The following is an 18,153-nucleotide window of genomic DNA, read 5'->3' as shown; positions in this document are numbered from 1 at the left end:
TTAATTAATGGAAAAAAATTATTATACCTCAATATAAATCCAAAAAAATGAATACCAAAGGCACTGGAAAACAGTACTGTACAATCTCTAATTGCACATATTTTAATAGGTATCACGAAATTTTTTGCTATATCCATAAAAAGCATACTAATGATTTTTTAAAAGGGAGGATTTCATATTTTAAAATATAGGTTGCAACGGATTTCCTATTTCCTAGTTCTTAAAGTTACAATGACATTGTATTATTAAAGATATTATTCTAATTTGTTAGTGGGAAGGCAAATGAAAATTAAAGATAAATCAGAAATAAAAAATTTGACAAGGGAATTATTGAAACATCCAACCAGCAGCACAAAAATTCAATTCTTTAGATATGTATTTGTGGGGGGAGCTGCATTTATTGTGGATTTTCTTTCATTATTCATATTAACAGATTATTTTGGAATTTATTACATCACATCTGCAGCTATTGCATTTATTTTAGGTCTGATTACTAACTATTTATTTAGTATTAGTTGGGTTTTTGATCAACGCAATATTAATAATAAAACCATTGAATTTAGTATTTTTGCAGTTATCGGTGTTATAGGCTTGGTTTTAAATGAACTATTCATATGGTTTTTCACATCAGAATTAGGTTTTTATTACTTGATTTCAAAAATAATAACAGCAATAATAATACTGTTTTGGAATTTTTTTGCTAGAAAAATCACTTTATTTAGAGCAGGTTGAACATGAGTCAAAAAGTAGCGGTGATTATTGGTGCAGGTCCAGCAGGTTTAACTGCAGCCTATGAATTGATAGATAAAACTAATATTAAGCCCATTATTTTTGAAACAACAGAAAGTACTGGTGGTATATCTAAAACAGTGAATTATAAAGGTAATAGAATTGACATTGGTGGTCATAGATTTTTTTCTAAATCAGACCGGATAATGCAATGGTGGCAAAACATTCTCCCTTTGCAGGGAGAGCCAGCAAAGGATGATAAACAGTTAGGGCGAAAAGTACTCCTTGTTAAACAAAGTGTTAAACGAAAGGTTGGGTCACAAAATCTAGAACACTTCAACCCACCAGATCCTGAAAAAACTGATAAAGTGATGTTAAGCCGAAGTAGGTTATCAAGAATCTTTTTTCTTAGAAAATTTTTTGATTATCCTGTTTCCCTGAATTATGACACATTATCTAATTTAGGAATAAAAAGAACTTTCAAAATAGGATTCAGTTACATAAAATCATATTTAAATCAAATCAAACCTGAAAAATCCCTGGAAGATTTTTTTATAAATAGATTTGGTGAGGAATTGTACCGTACTTTCTTTAAAGATTACACTGAAAAAGTTTGGGGAGTTTCATGTAGTGAAATTAAATCAGATTGGGGGGCACAACGGGTTAAGGGCCTTTCAATTAAAAAAACAATTTTTCACGCAATTTCCAAAAATTTTTCCCGAAATTCGTCATTTCTCAAAAAAAATTGGAAACCAGTTTAATTTCGCAATTCATGTATCCAAAGTTAGGTCCGGGGCAGATGTGGGAAGAGGTAGCTAAAATCATCACTAAAAACGGTGGAGAAATACATTATGGGAGTCAACTAATTGGAATTAAAAATAAAGATCAGTATATTAAGTCTGTTCAAGTTGAAGAAAAATCTACTGGAGTCGTGAAAAGCGTAAATGCAGATTATTTCATCTCTACAATGCCAGTAAAGGATTTAATAAATTCATTTAATGGAGATATTCCAGTTGAAGTACAAAAAGTAGCAAAGGGATTAATGTATCGAGACTTCATAACAGTTGGACTCCTTCTAAAAAAATTAAAAATTAAAAATAAGACTAAAATAAAGACACTTCACAATTTAATTCCTGATAACTGGATTTATATTCAGGAGAGGGATGTTAAATTGGGTAGGCTTCAAATATTTAATAATTGGAGTCCATATATGGTTAAAGACGAAAAATAATGTTTGGATAGGGTTAGAATACTTTTGTAATGAAGGAGATGAACTTTGGAACATGGATGATGAAAAACTCACAGATTTTGCTGTCAATGAACTTACCAGTATCGATATAATCAACAAAAAAGATGTAATTGACTCAGTTATTATTAGGATGCCCAAAACATATCTTGCCTATTTTGGAACATATGATCGTTTTTCAATCATCAGAGAATTCACAGATGGATTTAAAAACCTTTTTTTAGTTGGCAGGAATGGTATGCATCGTTATAACAATATGGACCATTCAATGCTCACTGCCATGACTGCAGTAGAAAATATTTGTGAAGGAATCACTTCTAAGGATAATATATGGATGATCAATGCTGAAGAAGATTATCATGAAGAATGATTTATTTTTGTACTCAGAAATATGCATAGACTTTAATACATTTTATGTTCTTTTTAAATATTCTAAACAGACTGTGTAGAAATTTTCAAACACTTTCGGCCCCTTGGGAGTATGATGAACCTCTGGATGGAATTGTATTCCATATAATGGTTTATCCTTATGTTTCATGGCTTCAATGTCACATATGGATGATGAAGCTAGAATTGTAAATTTAGGGGGTATTTTAGTTACTTCGTCCTTATGGGAAGCCCAAACATCTAATTGGGGGCCCATGCCTTTAAATATATCATTTTCGTCCAGAATATTGATTTGAATTTGTGCAAAACTTTCTGAACTTGCAGAATCGATCTGACCACCACATGTTTGGGCCAAAATTTGGTGGCCTAAGCAAATGCCTAGAATAGGATAATCCAGTTTTTTTATGTATTGGGAACTTTTGCCGGATCTTTCTACTGAAGGTCCTCCTCCAATAATAATTCCTACTGGTTCTTTATCTTCAATTTCGTTGAGGGGTGTAGTGTTAGGCACCAGTTCTGATGATATTTTGAGGTAATTCAATGTACGATTAATACGGTGATTGTACTGTCCGTGATTGTTAACCACTAATATCATAATTTTTTAATCTCCTTAGATCTATCTAAAAAAACTATTAGTTTAATTCCTGATTATTTTTATTAAATCCATAATGGTTCTTGATGTTACTAATTATCAGTGATCAGTATTTTTTGGAAATATTTTTATGTTAAAATGCTTATATAGAAAAATATGGAACATCAAGACATTTTACTCATACTGGTGGCCCTAGTGTTGGCAGTGGTTTTCTTCTATCTTTTCATATGGTTTCTTCCTGTAATAATCGTACTGGTGATAGCCTATATAATATTTAAATTTTTAAAGGGAACTTAAGATATAAAGGGATATTTAGATTCTAACCTTAAAAATTTAGGAATATATTATTTTTTACATCTTTTTTTTGCATATTTTTTAATTAGCAGGATTATCTGGTGATAAAATGAGAGAAGTAGGGAAATTCAAAGGATTAAAAGGGAACTTCACGGCTTTTAGGAAAGAAATAGAACATGCAGACAAAGTAACATTTGTAGGCATTCCTGGTGTTTGCAGTCCATTTGCAGAACTTTTTGCCTATGCAATTAGAGATAAAGAATCAGTTTTCGTGCCAAAAACTGATATTAGTATGGCACGTAAAATTGAACGTACACCACTGGGCATGCAATTTACAGAAGAAGCAGACCCCCATAGCAATGTGGTGGCGCTGTTGGGAGGACTATCTATGCCACAGTACGAGGTAAAACTGGAAGATGTGCAGAAAATGTTAAATAACATCCTGAAACTTGATGGAAAAATCATAGGTTTATGTTACATGGGCATGTTTGAAAAAGCAGGATGGGATGAAAAAATTGATTTTCATTGCATAATTAACGGTGCTTTAAACGGTGAAATATATAAATAGACTGAGTAAACTGGATTATTTTAGTGTAATCCAATTTATTTTTTAAATTATTATTTATTAATTTCATAAAAAAAAGTGGAACTAATGAGAAAAATGATTGATAAAAATAGTTTAAACCTTTATTCACTGGGAATGGAGAAGGGTCTCCTTTATGAAACAATACTCACCACCATAAATTCAGATGGAACTCCAAATGCAGCACCTATAGGTGTTATCTGTAAAGATGATCATGAAATAGTAATTTATCTCCACAAAGGATCCAAAACCTACGACAATGTACGGCGTGAAAAAAGTTTTCATGTGAACATACTAAACGATCCAATGATTTTCGCTGAATCCACCATAGGAAACCTAGAAAATAAAGAATTCAAATCAGATGAAGGCGATGGATATTTCATTAAAAGGGCAGAAGCCTTTTTCAGAGCTGAAATTATCAGTGAAAAACTGGTTCATCGCAAAGACCACTTGGGTACTTTCACCACCTATGTGATCAGGGCTAAAGTTTTGAGGATTGTTAAAAACCAAGAACATATTCAACCATTAAATAGGGCTATTTATGGAATAATTGAGGCTTTGGTATACGTTAGCAGGATAAATCTTGCATCTGCAGATGAAAAAAAGGTTTATTTAGACAGAATTAGTGAAATTTCCAGGGTAGTGAATAAAGTAGGCTCAGAGGACCATAAAGGAGCTATGAAGAAGATATGGAAATCTCTTGAAGAGAAAAACCATATCAATGTGGACTGATCGGAATAAAAATACTCAGATTGGCATATTTTTTCTTTCTTTTAAAAAAATTTAGAAGTAAAATTCTTTTCGCCGTGCTTCAAGTAGAAACGGTTTTTTACCCAGAAGTTCAGATGCCACCATGATTTCACCCTTTGATTCATCCTTCACTCCTTTGATAAAATCAAAACAACGCAGATCCCTTAAAAGATGATGGTCAACAATTACTCTGGGAATTTTCTGGGATATTTCCGTCAAATTTTCTTTAGCCAGTAATATGTCTTGCTTTTCTAGGGCAAAACCTTCGAGATAGATTGGCGGGCCGCTTAAGATAAGGGTATCTGGGTTTTCATTTAGTATGAGTTTTTTAGCACCTTCATAAAGGGGTCCCTGCACATCAGAGGCGTGCATGAATTTTTCACCTTCCCATTCAATGGTTGTAGTTATAACAAAACCCAAGTGGCTTCCTTCTTTGCCATGGGGCAGGGGTTCTGAAAATCTAAGAAGGGTATCTCCGGCCTGGAATGAATTACCATCAGCATAATGAATATCCATAACTCCCATAACTTTTAAATTCTTTAAAAAAAGCCTAGCCCGTTTTTGTTGACTCTTGTTAATATTTTCTGTGGGATGCTTTATGAATAGTTTCTTTCCCCGGCACATCTCCTCAGCGTATCGGGGTGATGAGTCTAAATACCTTCCTAAGCTGAACGGGGTGAAATGGTCATGATGGTAATGGCTTAAAGTCAGAATATCTGCTTTTTTAGCATACTTCTGCACTCTAGCCCGGGTTGTATGGAGTGCATCAAATTCATCCTTCCATGGGGGGAATCCGAACCTTTTGGGGGCAATGGATGTCCCAGGATCAATCAAAATCTTCTGATCAGTTTCAATGAAAGTGGCCATGGATCTGACACCCATACTTTCAAAGGCCAGTGGGACAATTTTCATGAAAAATCACTATTTTATTTTTTTAATTTTAAGCACTTATGAAATTTATAAGATATAATAAAAAAACCAGAATAAGATTAATACTATTTTATTACATCAACGAATTGAAATTTTTCAACATCAAATAAGCCCTGATCACTGATTTTTAGTTTGGGAATAACTAGAAGTGCCATAAAGGATAGGGTCATAAATGGCGATTTAAGATGTGAACCCATGGATTTAACCACTTTATGTAACTGATTCAGTTGTGATGAAACTGTTGAAGCATTCATAGTGCTCATGAGTCCTGCAATTGGTAGTTTAAGGGAATAATGTTCTCCATTAACTACTGCAACAAGCCCTCCATTGTTATTTATTATTATATTTGTAGCATCTGCCATCTGTTGACTATCTGTACCAACAACGATAATATTATGAGAATCATGAGCAACACTGGAAGCAATAGCACCATTCTTTAATTTGAAACCTTTTACAAACCCATTGGCAATGTGATTATGCCCATATCTTTCTACAACTGCAATTTTTAGGATGTCATTTTTGATATCAGATTGCAAGTTACTATTAACAACTCTTAAAATGGCTTCTGCTTCTGATGTAATTATTTGGTCTTCTATTACATCAATCACTCTGACTTTTTCTTCTTTAAATGTTGATTTAACTTCAAAATCAGATGGTTTTAATGGTTCAACATTGAAAGTACTTTCTAATGGAATGGGATCAACATTGAAAAGTGGTTTTCCTTCTTCAGCCACTAGTTTTCCGCCAATCCAAACTTTACGAACTTTAAAATCATCTAGGTCATCCACCAACACCACATCTGCACGTTTACCTGGTGTTAATGTTCCACAGTTCAAATTATAATGTTTAGATGGGTTCAAAGTAACCATCTTCAATGCTTCCAAGGGGTCCATTCCCATTTCAACAGCTTTTTTCAGGATTTGATCCATATGGCCCTTCAGCAAGTCCTCAGGATGCTTATCATCAGAAACTAGGAATTCTCCATGGACTGAAATCAGATCTTCAAGATTTTGCGCTGATGAACCTTCCCTGATCATGATCTTCATTCCTAAACCTTTTTTTTCAACAGCTTCATTAGGTTGGGTGCATTCGTGGTCTGTGGATATGCCTGATGCCACATATTCACACAGTTCTGTTCCAGATAGGAGGGGGGCATGACCATCTACTGGTTTTCGATGGTTTTGGGCGATTCCAATCTTTTCTAAAACAATTGGATCTTTCCCGATTACACCTGGGAAGTTCATCATTTCCCCTAAAGCCACAACTTGATCATCACTCATTAACTGTTCGATTTCTTTTGGCCCTAAAATTGCTCCCGATGTTTCAAAATTAGTTGCAGGCACGCAGGAAGGAGCAGTGAAAAAAACTTGAAGTGGTGTTTTGGCTGAATCTTCCCTCATATACTCGATCCCTGCGATACCCATGATGTTAGCGATTTCATGGGGGTCTGCAATTATTGCAGTAGTCCCATGGGGCACTACAGCCTCAGCAAAACGTGAAGGGGTTAGCATAGAACTTTCAATGTGTATATGTGAGTCAATAAAACCTGGTAAAATATATCCTGAAAAATTTTCCTCTATTTTCCTAAAACACTTTATTATACCATTTTCAACTTCTATTTCAGCAGGGTATATCTCATCAGTTAAAAGATTCACAAAATTCCCTTTTATGATGCTTTTCATTATATACATCCCCACATCTATCATCTAAGTTGCCAGTATCCTCACCAGAGATACCTATACACGGATTATAAATTTCATAAGGTCTTTAAAAAAAATTTATTAATCGTGATTAGATTTATTTTTCGTTATTCTGGAGTTCATGATAAAGCATGGGCAGGAATGATCCTACATCAGTAACAATTCCAACAACTTGAGCACTGCCACGATCACCCAGTTTAGTAACAGTGGCTGGGTTAATATCCACGCAAATACTCTTGACTTTGGATGGAAGCATGTTGCCCACTGCTATGGAATGGAGCATCGTGGCGATCATTATAACCATGTCCAAACCAGGGATATGTTTTCTCATCTCATCTTGAGCTTCGATAACATCAGTTATAACATCGGGTAGAGGACCATCATCCCGTATAGAACCTGCTAATACGAATGGAACATTATTTTTCACACATTCATACATCACGCCTTCTTTAAGCACTCCTTGCTTTACAGCATTCTTGATGGAGCCTGCTTGGTTGATCTGGTTGATGGCATAGATGTGATGGCGATGTCCACGTGCCACAGCTTCACCAGTTTTTACATTCATCCCTAAGGATGTTCCGTAGAGTGCACTTTCAATATCATGAGTGGCCAAGGCATTACCTGCAAAAATAACATCAATAATTCCATTTCTAATCATCTCGGCCAACACAGGGCCTGAACCAGTGTGGATTATTGCTGGCCCACCAACCACTGCAATTTGACCACCACGCTCTTTCACTTCTTTTATCTCATCGGCTATACTTTTTATAAGAGATCTCAGTGGTTTTTCTGATGATGCATCACTTCCCATGAATTCAAAGACTCCTTTTTTACCCCTGGGTCGTTGTGGCGCCATAACTTTGATTCCTTCTCTACCAATCACCACCAAATCTCCCTTTTTTATTTTACCCATTGGCTTGATAATCGCTTTTCGAGTTTGAGGGTCTACCACGATCATACAATCCATTTCAATATTTTCAACAGGCAACCATTCGTCTTGGTAGCGGATAAATGTAGGATGATTAGTTGTGGAATAAAAATCAGGAGGCAAGGTTTTATCCTTGCTAGCAGCCTCTAAATTAACTTCTCGGATCTCAACGACCATTGCACCAATTTCTGCCAGTTCGTCTAAAATTTCTCCTAATAGTTGTTCATTGTCAGATTTAACTCGAATTCTTGCAAGGCTGGTATCTTTTTTTCGTTTACCCACCTCAAACTCTAGGATCTTAAAATCTCCTCCCATATCCATGATAAGGTCCAATGCTTTAGGTAGGGTGAGGGAGTCGATAATATGCCCAGTAAGCTTAACTTCTCTCGTGTACATTATATTCCTCCTAATTCACTAAAAAACACGAAGATTTGGTGAAAATGGCAATATAAAATGATTTTCACTTAGAATATGTTTGAAATCTGTTTAATTTTAATATATTACTCATTTATTAGATTAGGCAGCTTTTTATAAATATTTATTTGTGAAATGTATAAAAACGAGCTTTTAAAATTGATTGAGATCGATTTAGGATCATTTAAAAAAATCTTCATGATTTCAAAAATAATAAGTCTAAAATTATTTTAGCTGCATTTATGGCAGTAATATCTCCAATGGAGGTTGAAGACACCTCAACTACATCAAATCCTATGATTTCTTTTCCTTCAAGACAAGAAATTAGGTTTTCCAGTTCTTGCGGATTTATTCCACATGGTGCTGGTGTAGAAACATTGGGGGCATATGCCGGGTCCAACACATCCATATCTATTGTGACGTAGATTGGGCCTTTAATTTTGTGGATGATCCTTTCCATTTTTTCCATATTAAATTTGATGTCATTTGGAGTGTAAAAATCAATATTATTGTTCTTGGCAAAAACTGTTTCATCTAGCGAAGAAGAGCGTATACCCATTTGGATAATCTTAAAAGGTCCTTTATCATGTATTCTGCGCATCACTGTGGCATGAGAATATTTTTCTCCCATATAATCATCTCTAAGATCCATATGGGCATCAAAATGAAGTATAGTTGCATCCTGAATGTTGAAAGCACTAATCACACCTAAACTAATACTATGTTCGCCACCAATGAGTATTGGGGTTAAACCATCCTCTAATAATGAAGAAACAACTGATTTAAGATGAATGCATGTTTTTTGAATGTTTCCTGGAATAGTTTCCAAATTTCCAATATCATATACATTTGCATTTAGGTTTTTGTTAAAAAATAGATTATAGTTTTCGAAGTTGTAAGAAGCTTCCCTGACAAAAAAAGGTCCGTAACGTGATCCTGGTTGGTAAGTAACGGTGCTGTCAAAAGGAACTCCAAGAATACCATAACCAGAGTCCTGAATTTGATGGGCAGCATCAAAATTTGCTTCTGAAAAAGCAAATTTAAGAGGATTTTCAGTATATAGGTACATCTTTCTAAATCCTCAATTTTTTTTACAAAAAATAATTCTCTTTTACAGATATTTATTTAATTCTCATGAGCTTTTTGTTGCTCATTGCTACAATATAACCTACTTCCGCCCCTTCAATAAGGCCATCACGTAAATCATCGGGTATAGGTACTTCAAATGTCTCATAAGTTTCTAAATCCATAAGTTGAACATCACTACCCATTAAAGCCAGTACTTGAGCTGTTCTTTTATCAATTATGGGTACTTCTATTTTTGCATCCACTGGTTTTACCAAGTTTCTTTTTTGATTATCAAAAATTCCTATGGCATCTACTCGGGCCTTGGCTGCCCCGTGCTTTCCAGGGGATGAAGTTTGTATATTTACAATTTTTGACGCTTCACCATCTAGAACCACGTATTTGCCTACTTTAAGAGTTTTAACTTCCACTACTTTAGTTGACATGCGCTTTCCTCCGTGTAATATGAATAATCCAGACTGTTTTGGATCAAAATTTTTAGAACCTAGAACTAGAATCTATAATATTTTATAATTTTTACAATCTGGTTTTAAATAAATCTCCTTTGAAGAGTATAAATATTTATAGATAACTCTCTCTGATATAGAAATGCCTATATTTTTTTGCCTATTTAAATTTTTAATTGGAATTGTAAGTGATTATTATGAAGGTCTCAATTACATCCGGAAAATCAGAAGGACCTACCAAGTTGAACGCTTTTGATAATGCCCTCCTTGATGCAGGAATTGGTAATGTGAATCTTATACCTGTTTCCAGCATTATCCCAGCAAGTGCTAAGATAGTGGAACTACCTCCTATTAAAGAGGGGAAGATGGTAAATTGTGTATTGGCTTGCGAACATTCGGACCAAAAAGGTGATTTAATAAGTGCTGCAATTGCAGTGGCTATTTCTGATGATTTTGGCTGTGTAGTGGAACATTCTGGCTTGAATAAGGATCCTGAAAAGATTAAAAAGGAAGCAGAATCTATGGTTCGATATATGATGCAAGTGAGAGGTTTGGACATCAGGGAAATCATCATAGTCCATGAGAGTCATAAAGTAAAGAAAGAAGCTGTTGTTGTTGTTGCAGTGGTCTATCTTGGATGAAATTTCAAAAATCACATTTGGACTATTATGATTGGTTGAATGATTATTTGGGTTAAATGCGATATAGGAGGAGGGTAAATGAATGAAAAAGACCAGAAATTTTGGGGTGAAGTATGTCAGGAGGTAATAGTTGAATCCCAAAAGGCCATATCTCCATTAATCGGTTTAGAAGATGGTGGTCAAATTGTCAAGATTGGTGCTGATGGCACTCCCACTACTTTAATTGATAACATGGCTGAAAAAAGAGTTATCGATGTTCTTGAAGGTGTTGGCAGGCCTTTAATTCTTATTAGTGAGGAAATTGGGCAAGTTGTGGTTGGTAATGGTCAACCCGAGGTGATAATGGTTGTTGATCCTTTAGATGGTACTAGTAATGCTGTAAAAAATATACCAGCCTATGGAATATCAGTTGCAGTAGCACCTATTTTTGATCATAATGTGAATGTAACTGTTCAAGATATCCAGATGGGTATGGTGAAAAATTATGCCACAGAAGATATTTACAGTGCAATAAAGGGAAAAGGAGCTTTTATTAATGGAGAAAAGCTTAAACCATCTTCAAAAAATGATTTATCACAAATATCCTTAGGGGCTTATGTTTACAGAATGGATATGGGAAAAATTGAAATTCTATGTAAAAGTGTTAGACGAATGCGAATATTAGGAGCAGTGGCATTAGAATTAGCTTACGTTGCAGATGGAACTTATGATGCATTTGTTGATATAAGAAATAATTTACGGATCGTGGATATTGCTGCTGCCAAGCTGATTCTGGAGGAGTGTGGATGTATAGTAACGGACCGTTATGGGAAAGCTCTCAATGGTAAGTTAAATGTTTTGGAGAAAACATCGTTAATTGCCACATGTAATTCTAGTATTCATGGGGAAATCATGGGTATATTGGAGGGGATGAAATGATTATGGGATTAGTAGCACGCTGTGATGTAAAAGAGGCTGTTAAACTTGCCGGAGAACTGGCTGATTTTTTACTAGAAAAAAAAGTCGAAATAGTTCTTGATCTTCCCCTGGCTAATGAACTGGGCAGATTTAAGGATAGAACATGCAAACTGGAAGATATGGACGTGGACATGGTGATTGCAATTGGGGGGGATGGTACCTTGCTACGCACACAGAGTTTCATCGATCACAAAAAAATCCCACTAATCGGAATCAACATGGGAACTGTGGGATTTTTAACAGAAATTGACCCTGAAAATGCTTTCAGCGCAATAGAAGAGATCCTTGCAGGAAATTACTTTGTAGAAAGGCGAAACCAGCTTTTAGTATGGCATGACAAGGAGTTACCCCCAGCCCTCAATGAAGTAGTCCTAATGACTCGTAAACCTGCAAAGATGCTTCACATCCAGATAAGTGTTGATGATGAGATAATGGAAGAATTACGTGCTGATGGGCTCATCATTGCCACCCCTAGTGGATCAACAGCATATTCCATGTCGGCAGGTGGTCCAATTATAGATCCAAGGGTTAAAGCTTTTATAATCGTCCCCATATGTCCCTTTAAACTTGGAGCTAGGCCTACAGTTGTATCTGATGAAAGTATTATTAAAGTTAAACTTTTAAGGGAGGGAAAAAAGGCTATTGCAGTTATTGATGGTCAGTTTGAAGAGGAAATTAATTATATGGATGAAATAATATTCCGCAAATCTGAAAACTGTGCCTATTTCGTCCGTTTAACTAAAGATTTCTACCGTAAAGTAAGAGAAAAGCTAACAAAAGGTGGAATAAGTTAATGAATGTTCTCATTGTGGATATGACTCATGGGGGCTACGTACTCGCATCTGAATTTGCCAAAATAAATGATTGTAATGTTTTCGCATGGGATATTTACCACACCTTAAATCATGAACAGATTAAGACACTTCAATTCAGGGGAATAAAACTAGTTGACAATCTATTTTATGAGAAATATTATCAAAAGAGATCTACAACAGAAAAAAACGATAAAATCAATGTAATTGCTCCAGTACATTGTAATCTACCTTATTCGGCCGACATGACCCATCATGAGGCTGTGGGCTTTCTCTTGAAGGATCGGATAAATGTTCCTATAATTGAAATAACTGGTGTGAAAGGAAAAACCAGTACTTTAGCAATGTTAAAACAGATATACTACGACCAAAATCCTTTGATTTTAAGTAGCGTTGGTGTGGAAATTGTAGATAATGGCCAAGATACAATTCTACAAAAAGACATAAGCATAACTCCGGCAAGCATTATAACAGCATGGAGACTTGCTGAAGATTTTTACAAAGAAAAAAAACCTTCTAAACATGATGTAAACACAAATGTAGGTATTTGTTTATTTGAAAGTTCACTGGGTGGAACAGGAATGGCTGGTGTGGGAGTAATCACCAACATTGCTGAGGATTACTCCATTTCACAGGGAAATAGCAGTGCTAGTAAAGCCAAATCCCAAATGTTTAGAAGTAAAATAGTGGTTTGTGACCAAAATTCTTATCGTTGGATTTATTCTGAAAATAATTATTATAATCAACTTTTAACCGATAAAAAAATAAATACATATTCCGTTGGAGAAAAATCAAATGTTCAAGCATTTAATATTGATTATGGGTTGTATGAAACTACATTCCAAGTAAAAGTAACTGGGTTGCAAACAGTTCATGGTAAATGTGTAAACAATTCTTTTCAAGTTAAAACATTTGCCCCTGCTCAACATCATTTGGAAAATACTTTATCTGCCATAACAGCATCACTATCCTTAGGAACCGCCCCTAGTTCCATAATTAAAGGTGTCAAACGTTTCAGAGGGTTGCCGGGTAGAACTTCTTTTCGCAATATTTCATCAGCAGAAACATATTTTCATCATATAAAGCAAAATAAATCGTTTTTTCCAAAAAAACATTTCCAATCAAATGATCAAACCATCAACATAATTGAAGAAATAAATCCAGGCATCAATGTCACCGCCATAAAAAAGTCAGTAGCAATGATTAAAGATTATGAAAATCCCGCCCTAGTTTTAGGGGGAAGTTATGGTGTAACTTGTGAAGAAATTGATGAAGACAGTCTTTTAGCGTTTTTAGGTCAAATCCAGCATGATCTCTATATTGTATTTACTGGTGAGTTGGGTAAGAGTCTGTGGGAAAAAATAGATGAAAAATTCATGTATCGCAGTCAAATAGATCAAGCAATTAAACTGGCTATTGATGAAGGATTAAATAACATATTAATTGTTTATCGTTCTAATTTTGCAGATTTAAGTAAAAGATAGTTTCATTATTGGCCTATTTAAAATTTTTGCAATGATAAACAAGATAGGTGGTTTATTTATTCCATGACAACATTTATTAAAGATCATACAAAATCAATCAACTAAGGATTCTTATACCATATTATAACTATAATAAATATGCTCATTATTCAAATTAACAATTACGGTCCAATTCAGTAATTCGCCTCACACTCGGAGATGATGTATTGCAAGTAGGTACTAGAGGAAGCAGTCTGGCAATGGTTCAAACCAAAAACATAATCACTTCTTTAAAAGATATAACAAATGAAGAAATAGATATAAAAATTATAAAGACCACAGGGGATAAAATAACAGATTCTCAACTATATAATATGGATGTGAAGGGAATATTCACTAAAGAACTGGATAAGGCAGTGCTGGAGGAAGAAGTGGATTTTGCAGTCCATAGTTTAAAAGATTTGCCTAGTGAATTAACAGAAGATCTGGAGATTATAGCTGTCCCTCTTCGTGAATCACCTAATGAAGCATTAGTATCACCATACACATGGGATAATTTGCCTGAAAGTGCAACTCTTGGAACAAGTAGCGTCAGAAGAGAAGCTTTTTGCAGATATCATCATAAAGATGTGGATATAAGGCCCATTAGGGGAAACATAGACACTCGGATAAAAAAAGTAGTATCTGGTGAATATCATGCTACTTTAATGGCCGAAGCCGGTATTAAACGATTAGGACTCATTAAACATATCAAAGAAAGATTTTCATTGGATTATATGACTCCTGCAGCAGGCCAGGGGGCACTGGCAGTTGTTGCACGCAAAGACACTGAAAAAAGGAAGGTATTAGAGGCTTTAACTCATACAGCATCTTATCATGAGGTCATGGCCGAAAAAAAAGTACTTTCAGAGTTGGGGGTAGGTTGTCAATGGCCTCTTGGTGTGTGTGCAAGGACAAATGGGAATGAATTGGAACTCCAATCAATTTTGCTTACTAAAAAGGGTGAACTTATCTCTAAACATAAAATTAAAGGTCCAATCAGTAATGCTGAAAGCATTGGTCTAGAGGTTGCCAAACGCATGATGGAGGATTGCTAGTGAATAAGGTAAATGTGGGTGTTGTTGGTGTAGGGGCCATGGGCCACAACCATGTTCGAGTTTACACTAGACTAAAAAATGCCAATCTTTTGGCAGTTTCTGATCTTATGAAAGGCACTCTAGCAGAGGTTTCCAAGAAATATAACACTGTAGGGTTCGTTGACTATGACAATGTGCTTAAAATGCCAGAAATAGACGCAGTAAGTGTCTGCGTCCCAACCACATACCATTATGAGGTGGTCATGAGTGCCATAGAACAGGGAAAGCATGTATTGGTGGAAAAACCCATTGCTTTCACCTTAAAAGAAGCCAAAGATATGGTACGAGCCGCCAGAAAAGAAGGAGTTAAACTGGCAACTGGGCATGTTGAACGATTCAACCCAGCAGTTTTAGAGGCCAAAAAGCTTTTAAGAGATAAATTAATTGGAGAAGTAGTTTCCGTATCTGCTAAACGGGTTGGGCCCTTCCCACCACGTATTAAAGATGTTGGAGTTACTATAGATCTTGCCATACATGAAGTGGATGTGATGGCATACTTACTGGACAGTCCTGTTTCTAAGGTATATGCTCATGTTGGCAGCAGGCTTCAGAAATGTGAATTCGAAGACCATGCCGAGATAATGATGGAATTCTACAACAACGCTATTGGCATGTTAGAGGTCAACTGGCTCACACCATATAAGAAAAGACAACTGGAAGTTACTGGGACAGATGGAATTATCTCCCTGGATTATATTGACCAGAATGTGGAAGTTTTTGGAAAAAATGCTAGAAAAGTAAGGGTACCTCACCATGAACCACTTATGGAGGAGTTAGATTCATTTTTAAATGCTATTATAATGGATGAAAAACCTAAAATCACTGGTGAAGATGGGATACATGCTTTGAAAACTGTTCTTGCAGCTATGAAATCAGCTAAAGAGAAAATTCCAGTTTCTATTAAAATTGATTGATATTCTGTTGTCAAATTATATTTGGATAAAAATTAGCGTGTATGATACTTTTTAAAAAATTTGGAGGAGTAATATGAACCAAAAACTGATTAAAAAGGCTTTTGAACTTAGGAGCAGAGGATTTACTACAGGCGAAATAGCTGACGAGCTCAATGTTTCTAAAGACACTGCCAGATGGCTCATACTCCAAGGGACAGATAAAACCAAGGAAAAATCAGAGGAAAAAGCACCCCTCGATTTTGCAATTAATTGGAATAGTTTAGGCGGAAGTTCAACCAGAATGTCTTATGTTTCGGCAGCTATGGCTGATATGGCACTTCAACATGGGGATATAGAAGTAGTAGTGGGAATTACGGTTAGTGGAATACCTTTTGCCACTATGATGGCCGAGATATTGGATGCAGACATGGCCGTGTTTCACCCTATCAAACACCGCAAAGGGAAAGATGCAAAAGGAGCAGTTAGTAGTAATTTTGCCCCTGTAGAGGGGAAAAAATTGATAATAGTGGATGATGTCATTACTAGTGGGGGGACCATTGGGGAGGCAATAAAGGTATTCAAAAGTTTGGGAGCAGAACCATTAGCTGCAGTTGTTCTCATAGATAAGAAAGGATTATTAGAGGTTGAAAAAGTCCCAGTAGAATCTCTAATAAGGGTTAGTAGGTTGGGATAACCTTTAACATGCTTATTTTTAATTTAATCAATGAGTAACAAAATTTTATTCTTTATTTTCCCATTTTTTTATGAATCACGGACTAATTATACTCTATACCTTAATATTGCTCCAATACCACCAAATGCTCGTAAAAGTTGTATTCCTTCTTCTGTTTCTGTAGATATGATCTCTACTTCCGAACCAACTTCTTCAGCCATCTTCACAAGATCATCAATCACATCCTGAGATGTAGAAGGTTTCATGGTTTCACCACAATTTTTGCAGATTTTATCTTCAACATCAGTCTCATTTTTTATGGTTTTTTCACCAATAAAGCCGCAAGAAGGACATTCAAAGGTTTGTCGTTTGGATTTGATATCTTCTGAGAGTAACAAAACTTCTACTGCTCCATTCATCAAGTTTTGTCTGACTTCAGCTTCACCATAAGATGCCAAACCATTTTCATCAACCAACTCATTAAGGAATCGTTGAATTAGTTTTTTCTCCTTCATGATGTCAATTTCGGTTAACACATCCATGGATTTGTCTATAACTTCTCTTATTCCAAAATCACCGGTGTAAGATGTATCTACAGTTGTTATAATTTTTTGTTTGATTTCGTGGTGAAGATAATCTCCATTTAAAAAATCCTCCTTAGTATGGCCCGGACCTCCAATTATAACTCCTTTTAAATTTTCAATATCTAAAAAAGCTTCGTTCATGTGTTCTCCAATTCTTTTTAGGAATTCGTGAGCCGCTAATTCAATCAATCGGTCGAAACGTCTCTGTGACTGTCCACCAGCTTTATGTTTTCCTGGAACACCGCTAGTCAATGTTTTCACTATATCCACCCTTTTACCTTTCATGATGGCTATCGTCGCCTCTTTACGGTCTATGACTGCTAATCCATATATTTCTTTATCTTCAAGGATTTCTTCAAGTGGTTCCAGGAAGAACTGAGAATCGCAATGATATGTGTAGGTTTGAACAGGTTCAGGAGGTTCAAAAACATAAGTTTCCATTTTTTCAGTTCCAGGACCTCCTTTTGGAATCATTCCCACAAATAGAACCAAGCCTCTTTCAGGAGGGCGGGGGAAAAGTTTCATACGTTGCATTATAACTTCAATAGCAGACTGTACATTCTTTTTTGTTTGTTTACTTTTGATATTAGCGCTTTGACTTAGTTCTTCCCTCATGTGCTTAACCACATCACTGATTTGCTTATCTGGAGGTATATAAATTGATACTAACTCGGTACCTCTCCCTTTTTTTTCAGAAAGTTCTTTAAGGGTTCTTTTTACCTCGTAAAGCTCAGTTGATGATGGTTCTGACATAATTATATCGCTCCTAACTGGGATAATCTTTTATAAAAAATTTATTGAAATTTTCATGTCTCTATTAATTATATTAACAACAAATCTTAATTAATCCGATTTTTTTTAATAAACCATTTAAATAGCCTTTTTTTTAATAAATAATATATGATTTGT

17 protein-coding genes and 1 pseudogene are annotated in these 18,153 nt (G+C 35.4%); 11 read left to right on the top strand and 7 right to left on the bottom strand.

The features are described 5' to 3' along the window. Nucleotides 1-282 precede the first annotated feature (282 nt). Both GXZ72_07775 and GXZ72_07770 read left to right on the top strand, forming a co-directional pair. The gene (locus tag GXZ72_07775) at nucleotides 283-732 is read left to right on the top strand and encodes a GtrA family protein (GenBank protein HHT19442.1); all 450 of its coding nucleotides are present in this window, start codon (nucleotides 283-285) and stop codon (nucleotides 730-732) included. Next, nucleotides 729-2,345, top strand: a pseudogene (locus tag GXZ72_07770) (NAD(P)/FAD-dependent oxidoreductase). The gene GXZ72_07775 and the pseudogene GXZ72_07770 overlap by 4 nt, the downstream one beginning before the upstream one ends. Before the next feature lie 42 nt (nucleotides 2,346-2,387). Here the strand turns inward: GXZ72_07770 and GXZ72_07765 are convergent. Continuing rightward, entirely contained in the window at nucleotides 2,388-2,960 is a 573-nt protein-coding gene (locus tag GXZ72_07765; GenBank protein ID HHT19441.1) for a GMP synthase subunit A, read from the bottom strand. 397 nt (nucleotides 2,961-3,357) lie between these two features. Here GXZ72_07765 and GXZ72_07760 point away from each other — a divergent pair, with 397 nt between their 5' ends. Together GXZ72_07760 and GXZ72_07755 are read left to right on the top strand one after the other, a co-directional pair. After that, nucleotides 3,358-3,816 (top strand): DUF2124 domain-containing protein, encoded by a 459-nt coding sequence (locus GXZ72_07760; GenBank protein HHT19440.1) that lies wholly within the window; start codon nucleotides 3,358-3,360, stop codon nucleotides 3,814-3,816. A gap of 93 nt (nucleotides 3,817-3,909) precedes the next feature. Next, nucleotides 3,910-4,563, top strand: a complete 654-nt coding sequence (locus GXZ72_07755) for a DUF447 family protein (GenBank protein ID HHT19439.1) — start codon at nucleotides 3,910-3,912, stop codon at nucleotides 4,561-4,563. Between the two features lie 51 nt (nucleotides 4,564-4,614). Here GXZ72_07755 and GXZ72_07750 read toward each other — a convergent pair whose 3' ends face one another. From GXZ72_07750 to GXZ72_07730, 5 genes are all read right to left on the bottom strand, one after another. After that, the gene (locus GXZ72_07750; GenBank protein HHT19438.1) at nucleotides 4,615-5,493 is read right to left on the bottom strand and encodes an MBL fold metallo-hydrolase; all 879 of its coding nucleotides are present in this window, start codon (nucleotides 5,491-5,493) and stop codon (nucleotides 4,615-4,617) included. 83 nt (nucleotides 5,494-5,576) lie between these two features. Further along, nucleotides 5,577-7,193 (bottom strand): adenine deaminase, encoded by a 1,617-nt coding sequence (gene ade, locus GXZ72_07745; protein HHT19437.1) that lies wholly within the window; start codon nucleotides 7,191-7,193, stop codon nucleotides 5,577-5,579. 115 nt (nucleotides 7,194-7,308) lie between these two features. Continuing rightward, nucleotides 7,309-8,535, bottom strand: a complete 1,227-nt coding sequence (locus GXZ72_07740; protein HHT19436.1) for a TIGR00300 family protein — start codon at nucleotides 8,533-8,535, stop codon at nucleotides 7,309-7,311. A 214-nt stretch (nucleotides 8,536-8,749) separates the two neighbouring features. Then, nucleotides 8,750-9,622 (bottom strand): agmatinase, encoded by an 873-nt coding sequence (gene speB / locus GXZ72_07735; protein HHT19435.1) that lies wholly within the window; start codon nucleotides 9,620-9,622, stop codon nucleotides 8,750-8,752. Nucleotides 9,623-9,674: 52 nt separating this feature from the next. Then, nucleotides 9,675-10,064 carry a translation initiation factor IF-5A gene (locus GXZ72_07730; protein ID HHT19434.1) on the bottom strand — a complete coding sequence of 130 codons (390 nt, stop codon included), beginning with the start codon at nucleotides 10,062-10,064 and terminating at the stop codon, nucleotides 9,675-9,677. Nucleotides 10,065-10,282: 218 nt separating this feature from the next. Here GXZ72_07730 and GXZ72_07725 point away from each other — a divergent pair, with 218 nt between their 5' ends. From GXZ72_07725 to GXZ72_07695, 7 genes are all read left to right on the top strand, one after another. Beyond that, entirely contained in the window at nucleotides 10,283-10,726 is a 444-nt protein-coding gene (locus tag GXZ72_07725) for an arginine decarboxylase, pyruvoyl-dependent (protein HHT19433.1), read from the top strand. A gap of 78 nt (nucleotides 10,727-10,804) precedes the next feature. Further along, nucleotides 10,805-11,644 (top strand): bifunctional fructose-bisphosphatase/inositol-phosphate phosphatase, encoded by an 840-nt coding sequence (locus GXZ72_07720; protein ID HHT19432.1) that lies wholly within the window; start codon nucleotides 10,805-10,807, stop codon nucleotides 11,642-11,644. Then, complete coding sequence (locus tag GXZ72_07715; GenBank protein HHT19431.1) at nucleotides 11,641-12,477, top strand: NAD(+) kinase; 837 nt, start codon at nucleotides 11,641-11,643, stop codon at nucleotides 12,475-12,477. Before GXZ72_07720 ends, GXZ72_07715 begins: the two co-directional genes overlap by 4 nt. After that, nucleotides 12,477-13,979, top strand: coding sequence for a coenzyme F430 synthase (gene cfbE, locus GXZ72_07710; GenBank protein ID HHT19430.1), 1,503 nt, complete (start codon nucleotides 12,477-12,479; stop codon nucleotides 13,977-13,979). The genes GXZ72_07715 and cfbE overlap by 1 nt, the downstream gene beginning before the upstream one ends. Nucleotides 13,980-14,185: 206 nt before the next feature. Next, a complete protein-coding gene (gene hemC, locus GXZ72_07705) occupies nucleotides 14,186-15,055 on the top strand; it encodes a hydroxymethylbilane synthase (protein HHT19429.1) in 870 nt (289 codons plus the stop codon). Next, complete coding sequence (locus GXZ72_07700; protein HHT19428.1) at nucleotides 15,055-16,008, top strand: Gfo/Idh/MocA family oxidoreductase; 954 nt, start codon at nucleotides 15,055-15,057, stop codon at nucleotides 16,006-16,008. Before hemC ends, GXZ72_07700 begins: the two co-directional genes overlap by 1 nt. 73 nt (nucleotides 16,009-16,081) lie before the next feature. Then, complete coding sequence (locus GXZ72_07695; protein ID HHT19427.1) at nucleotides 16,082-16,681, top strand: orotate phosphoribosyltransferase-like protein; 600 nt, start codon at nucleotides 16,082-16,084, stop codon at nucleotides 16,679-16,681. Between the two features lie 86 nt (nucleotides 16,682-16,767). Here GXZ72_07695 and prf1 read toward each other — a convergent pair whose 3' ends face one another. Next, a complete protein-coding gene (gene prf1, locus GXZ72_07690) occupies nucleotides 16,768-17,997 on the bottom strand; it encodes a peptide chain release factor 1 (GenBank protein HHT19426.1) in 1,230 nt (409 codons plus the stop codon). Nucleotides 17,998-18,153: the final 156 nt, after the last annotated feature.

This window comes from Methanobacterium sp. (assembly GCA_012838205.1).
Taxonomy (GTDB): Archaea; Methanobacteriota; Methanobacteria; order Methanobacteriales; family Methanobacteriaceae; genus Methanobacterium.
The sequence above is the reverse complement of the archived record's forward strand: the minus strand, read 5'-3'. Positions and strand labels throughout refer to the sequence as shown.

Excerpts from the sequence above, each read along its gene's own strand:
- GXZ72_07775 (HHT19442.1), top strand. The coding sequence starts at position 283 with ATGAAAATTAAAGATAAATCAGAAATAAAAAATTTGACAAGGGAATTA.
- GXZ72_07760 (HHT19440.1), top strand. The coding sequence starts at position 3,358 with ATGAGAGAAGTAGGGAAATTCAAAGGATTAAAAGGGAACTTCACGGCT.
- GXZ72_07755 (HHT19439.1), top strand. The coding sequence starts at position 3,910 with ATGATTGATAAAAATAGTTTAAACCTTTATTCACTGGGAATGGAGAAG.
- GXZ72_07750 (HHT19438.1), bottom strand. The coding sequence starts at position 5,493 with ATGAAAATTGTCCCACTGGCCTTTGAAAGTATGGGTGTCAGATCCATG.
- ade (HHT19437.1), bottom strand. The coding sequence starts at position 7,193 with ATGAAAAGCATCATAAAAGGGAATTTTGTGAATCTTTTAACTGATGAG.
- GXZ72_07740 (HHT19436.1), bottom strand. The coding sequence starts at position 8,535 with ATGTACACGAGAGAAGTTAAGCTTACTGGGCATATTATCGACTCCCTC.
- speB (HHT19435.1), bottom strand. The coding sequence starts at position 9,622 with ATGTACCTATATACTGAAAATCCTCTTAAATTTGCTTTTTCAGAAGCA.
- GXZ72_07730 (HHT19434.1), bottom strand. The coding sequence starts at position 10,064 with ATGTCAACTAAAGTAGTGGAAGTTAAAACTCTTAAAGTAGGCAAATAC.
- GXZ72_07725 (HHT19433.1), top strand. The coding sequence starts at position 10,283 with ATGAAGGTCTCAATTACATCCGGAAAATCAGAAGGACCTACCAAGTTG.
- GXZ72_07720 (HHT19432.1), top strand. The coding sequence starts at position 10,805 with ATGAATGAAAAAGACCAGAAATTTTGGGGTGAAGTATGTCAGGAGGTA.
- GXZ72_07715 (HHT19431.1), top strand. The coding sequence starts at position 11,641 with ATGATTATGGGATTAGTAGCACGCTGTGATGTAAAAGAGGCTGTTAAA.
- cfbE (HHT19430.1), top strand. The coding sequence starts at position 12,477 with ATGAATGTTCTCATTGTGGATATGACTCATGGGGGCTACGTACTCGCA.
- GXZ72_07695 (HHT19427.1), top strand. The coding sequence starts at position 16,082 with ATGAACCAAAAACTGATTAAAAAGGCTTTTGAACTTAGGAGCAGAGGA.
- prf1 (HHT19426.1), bottom strand. The coding sequence starts at position 17,997 with ATGTCAGAACCATCATCAACTGAGCTTTACGAGGTAAAAAGAACCCTT.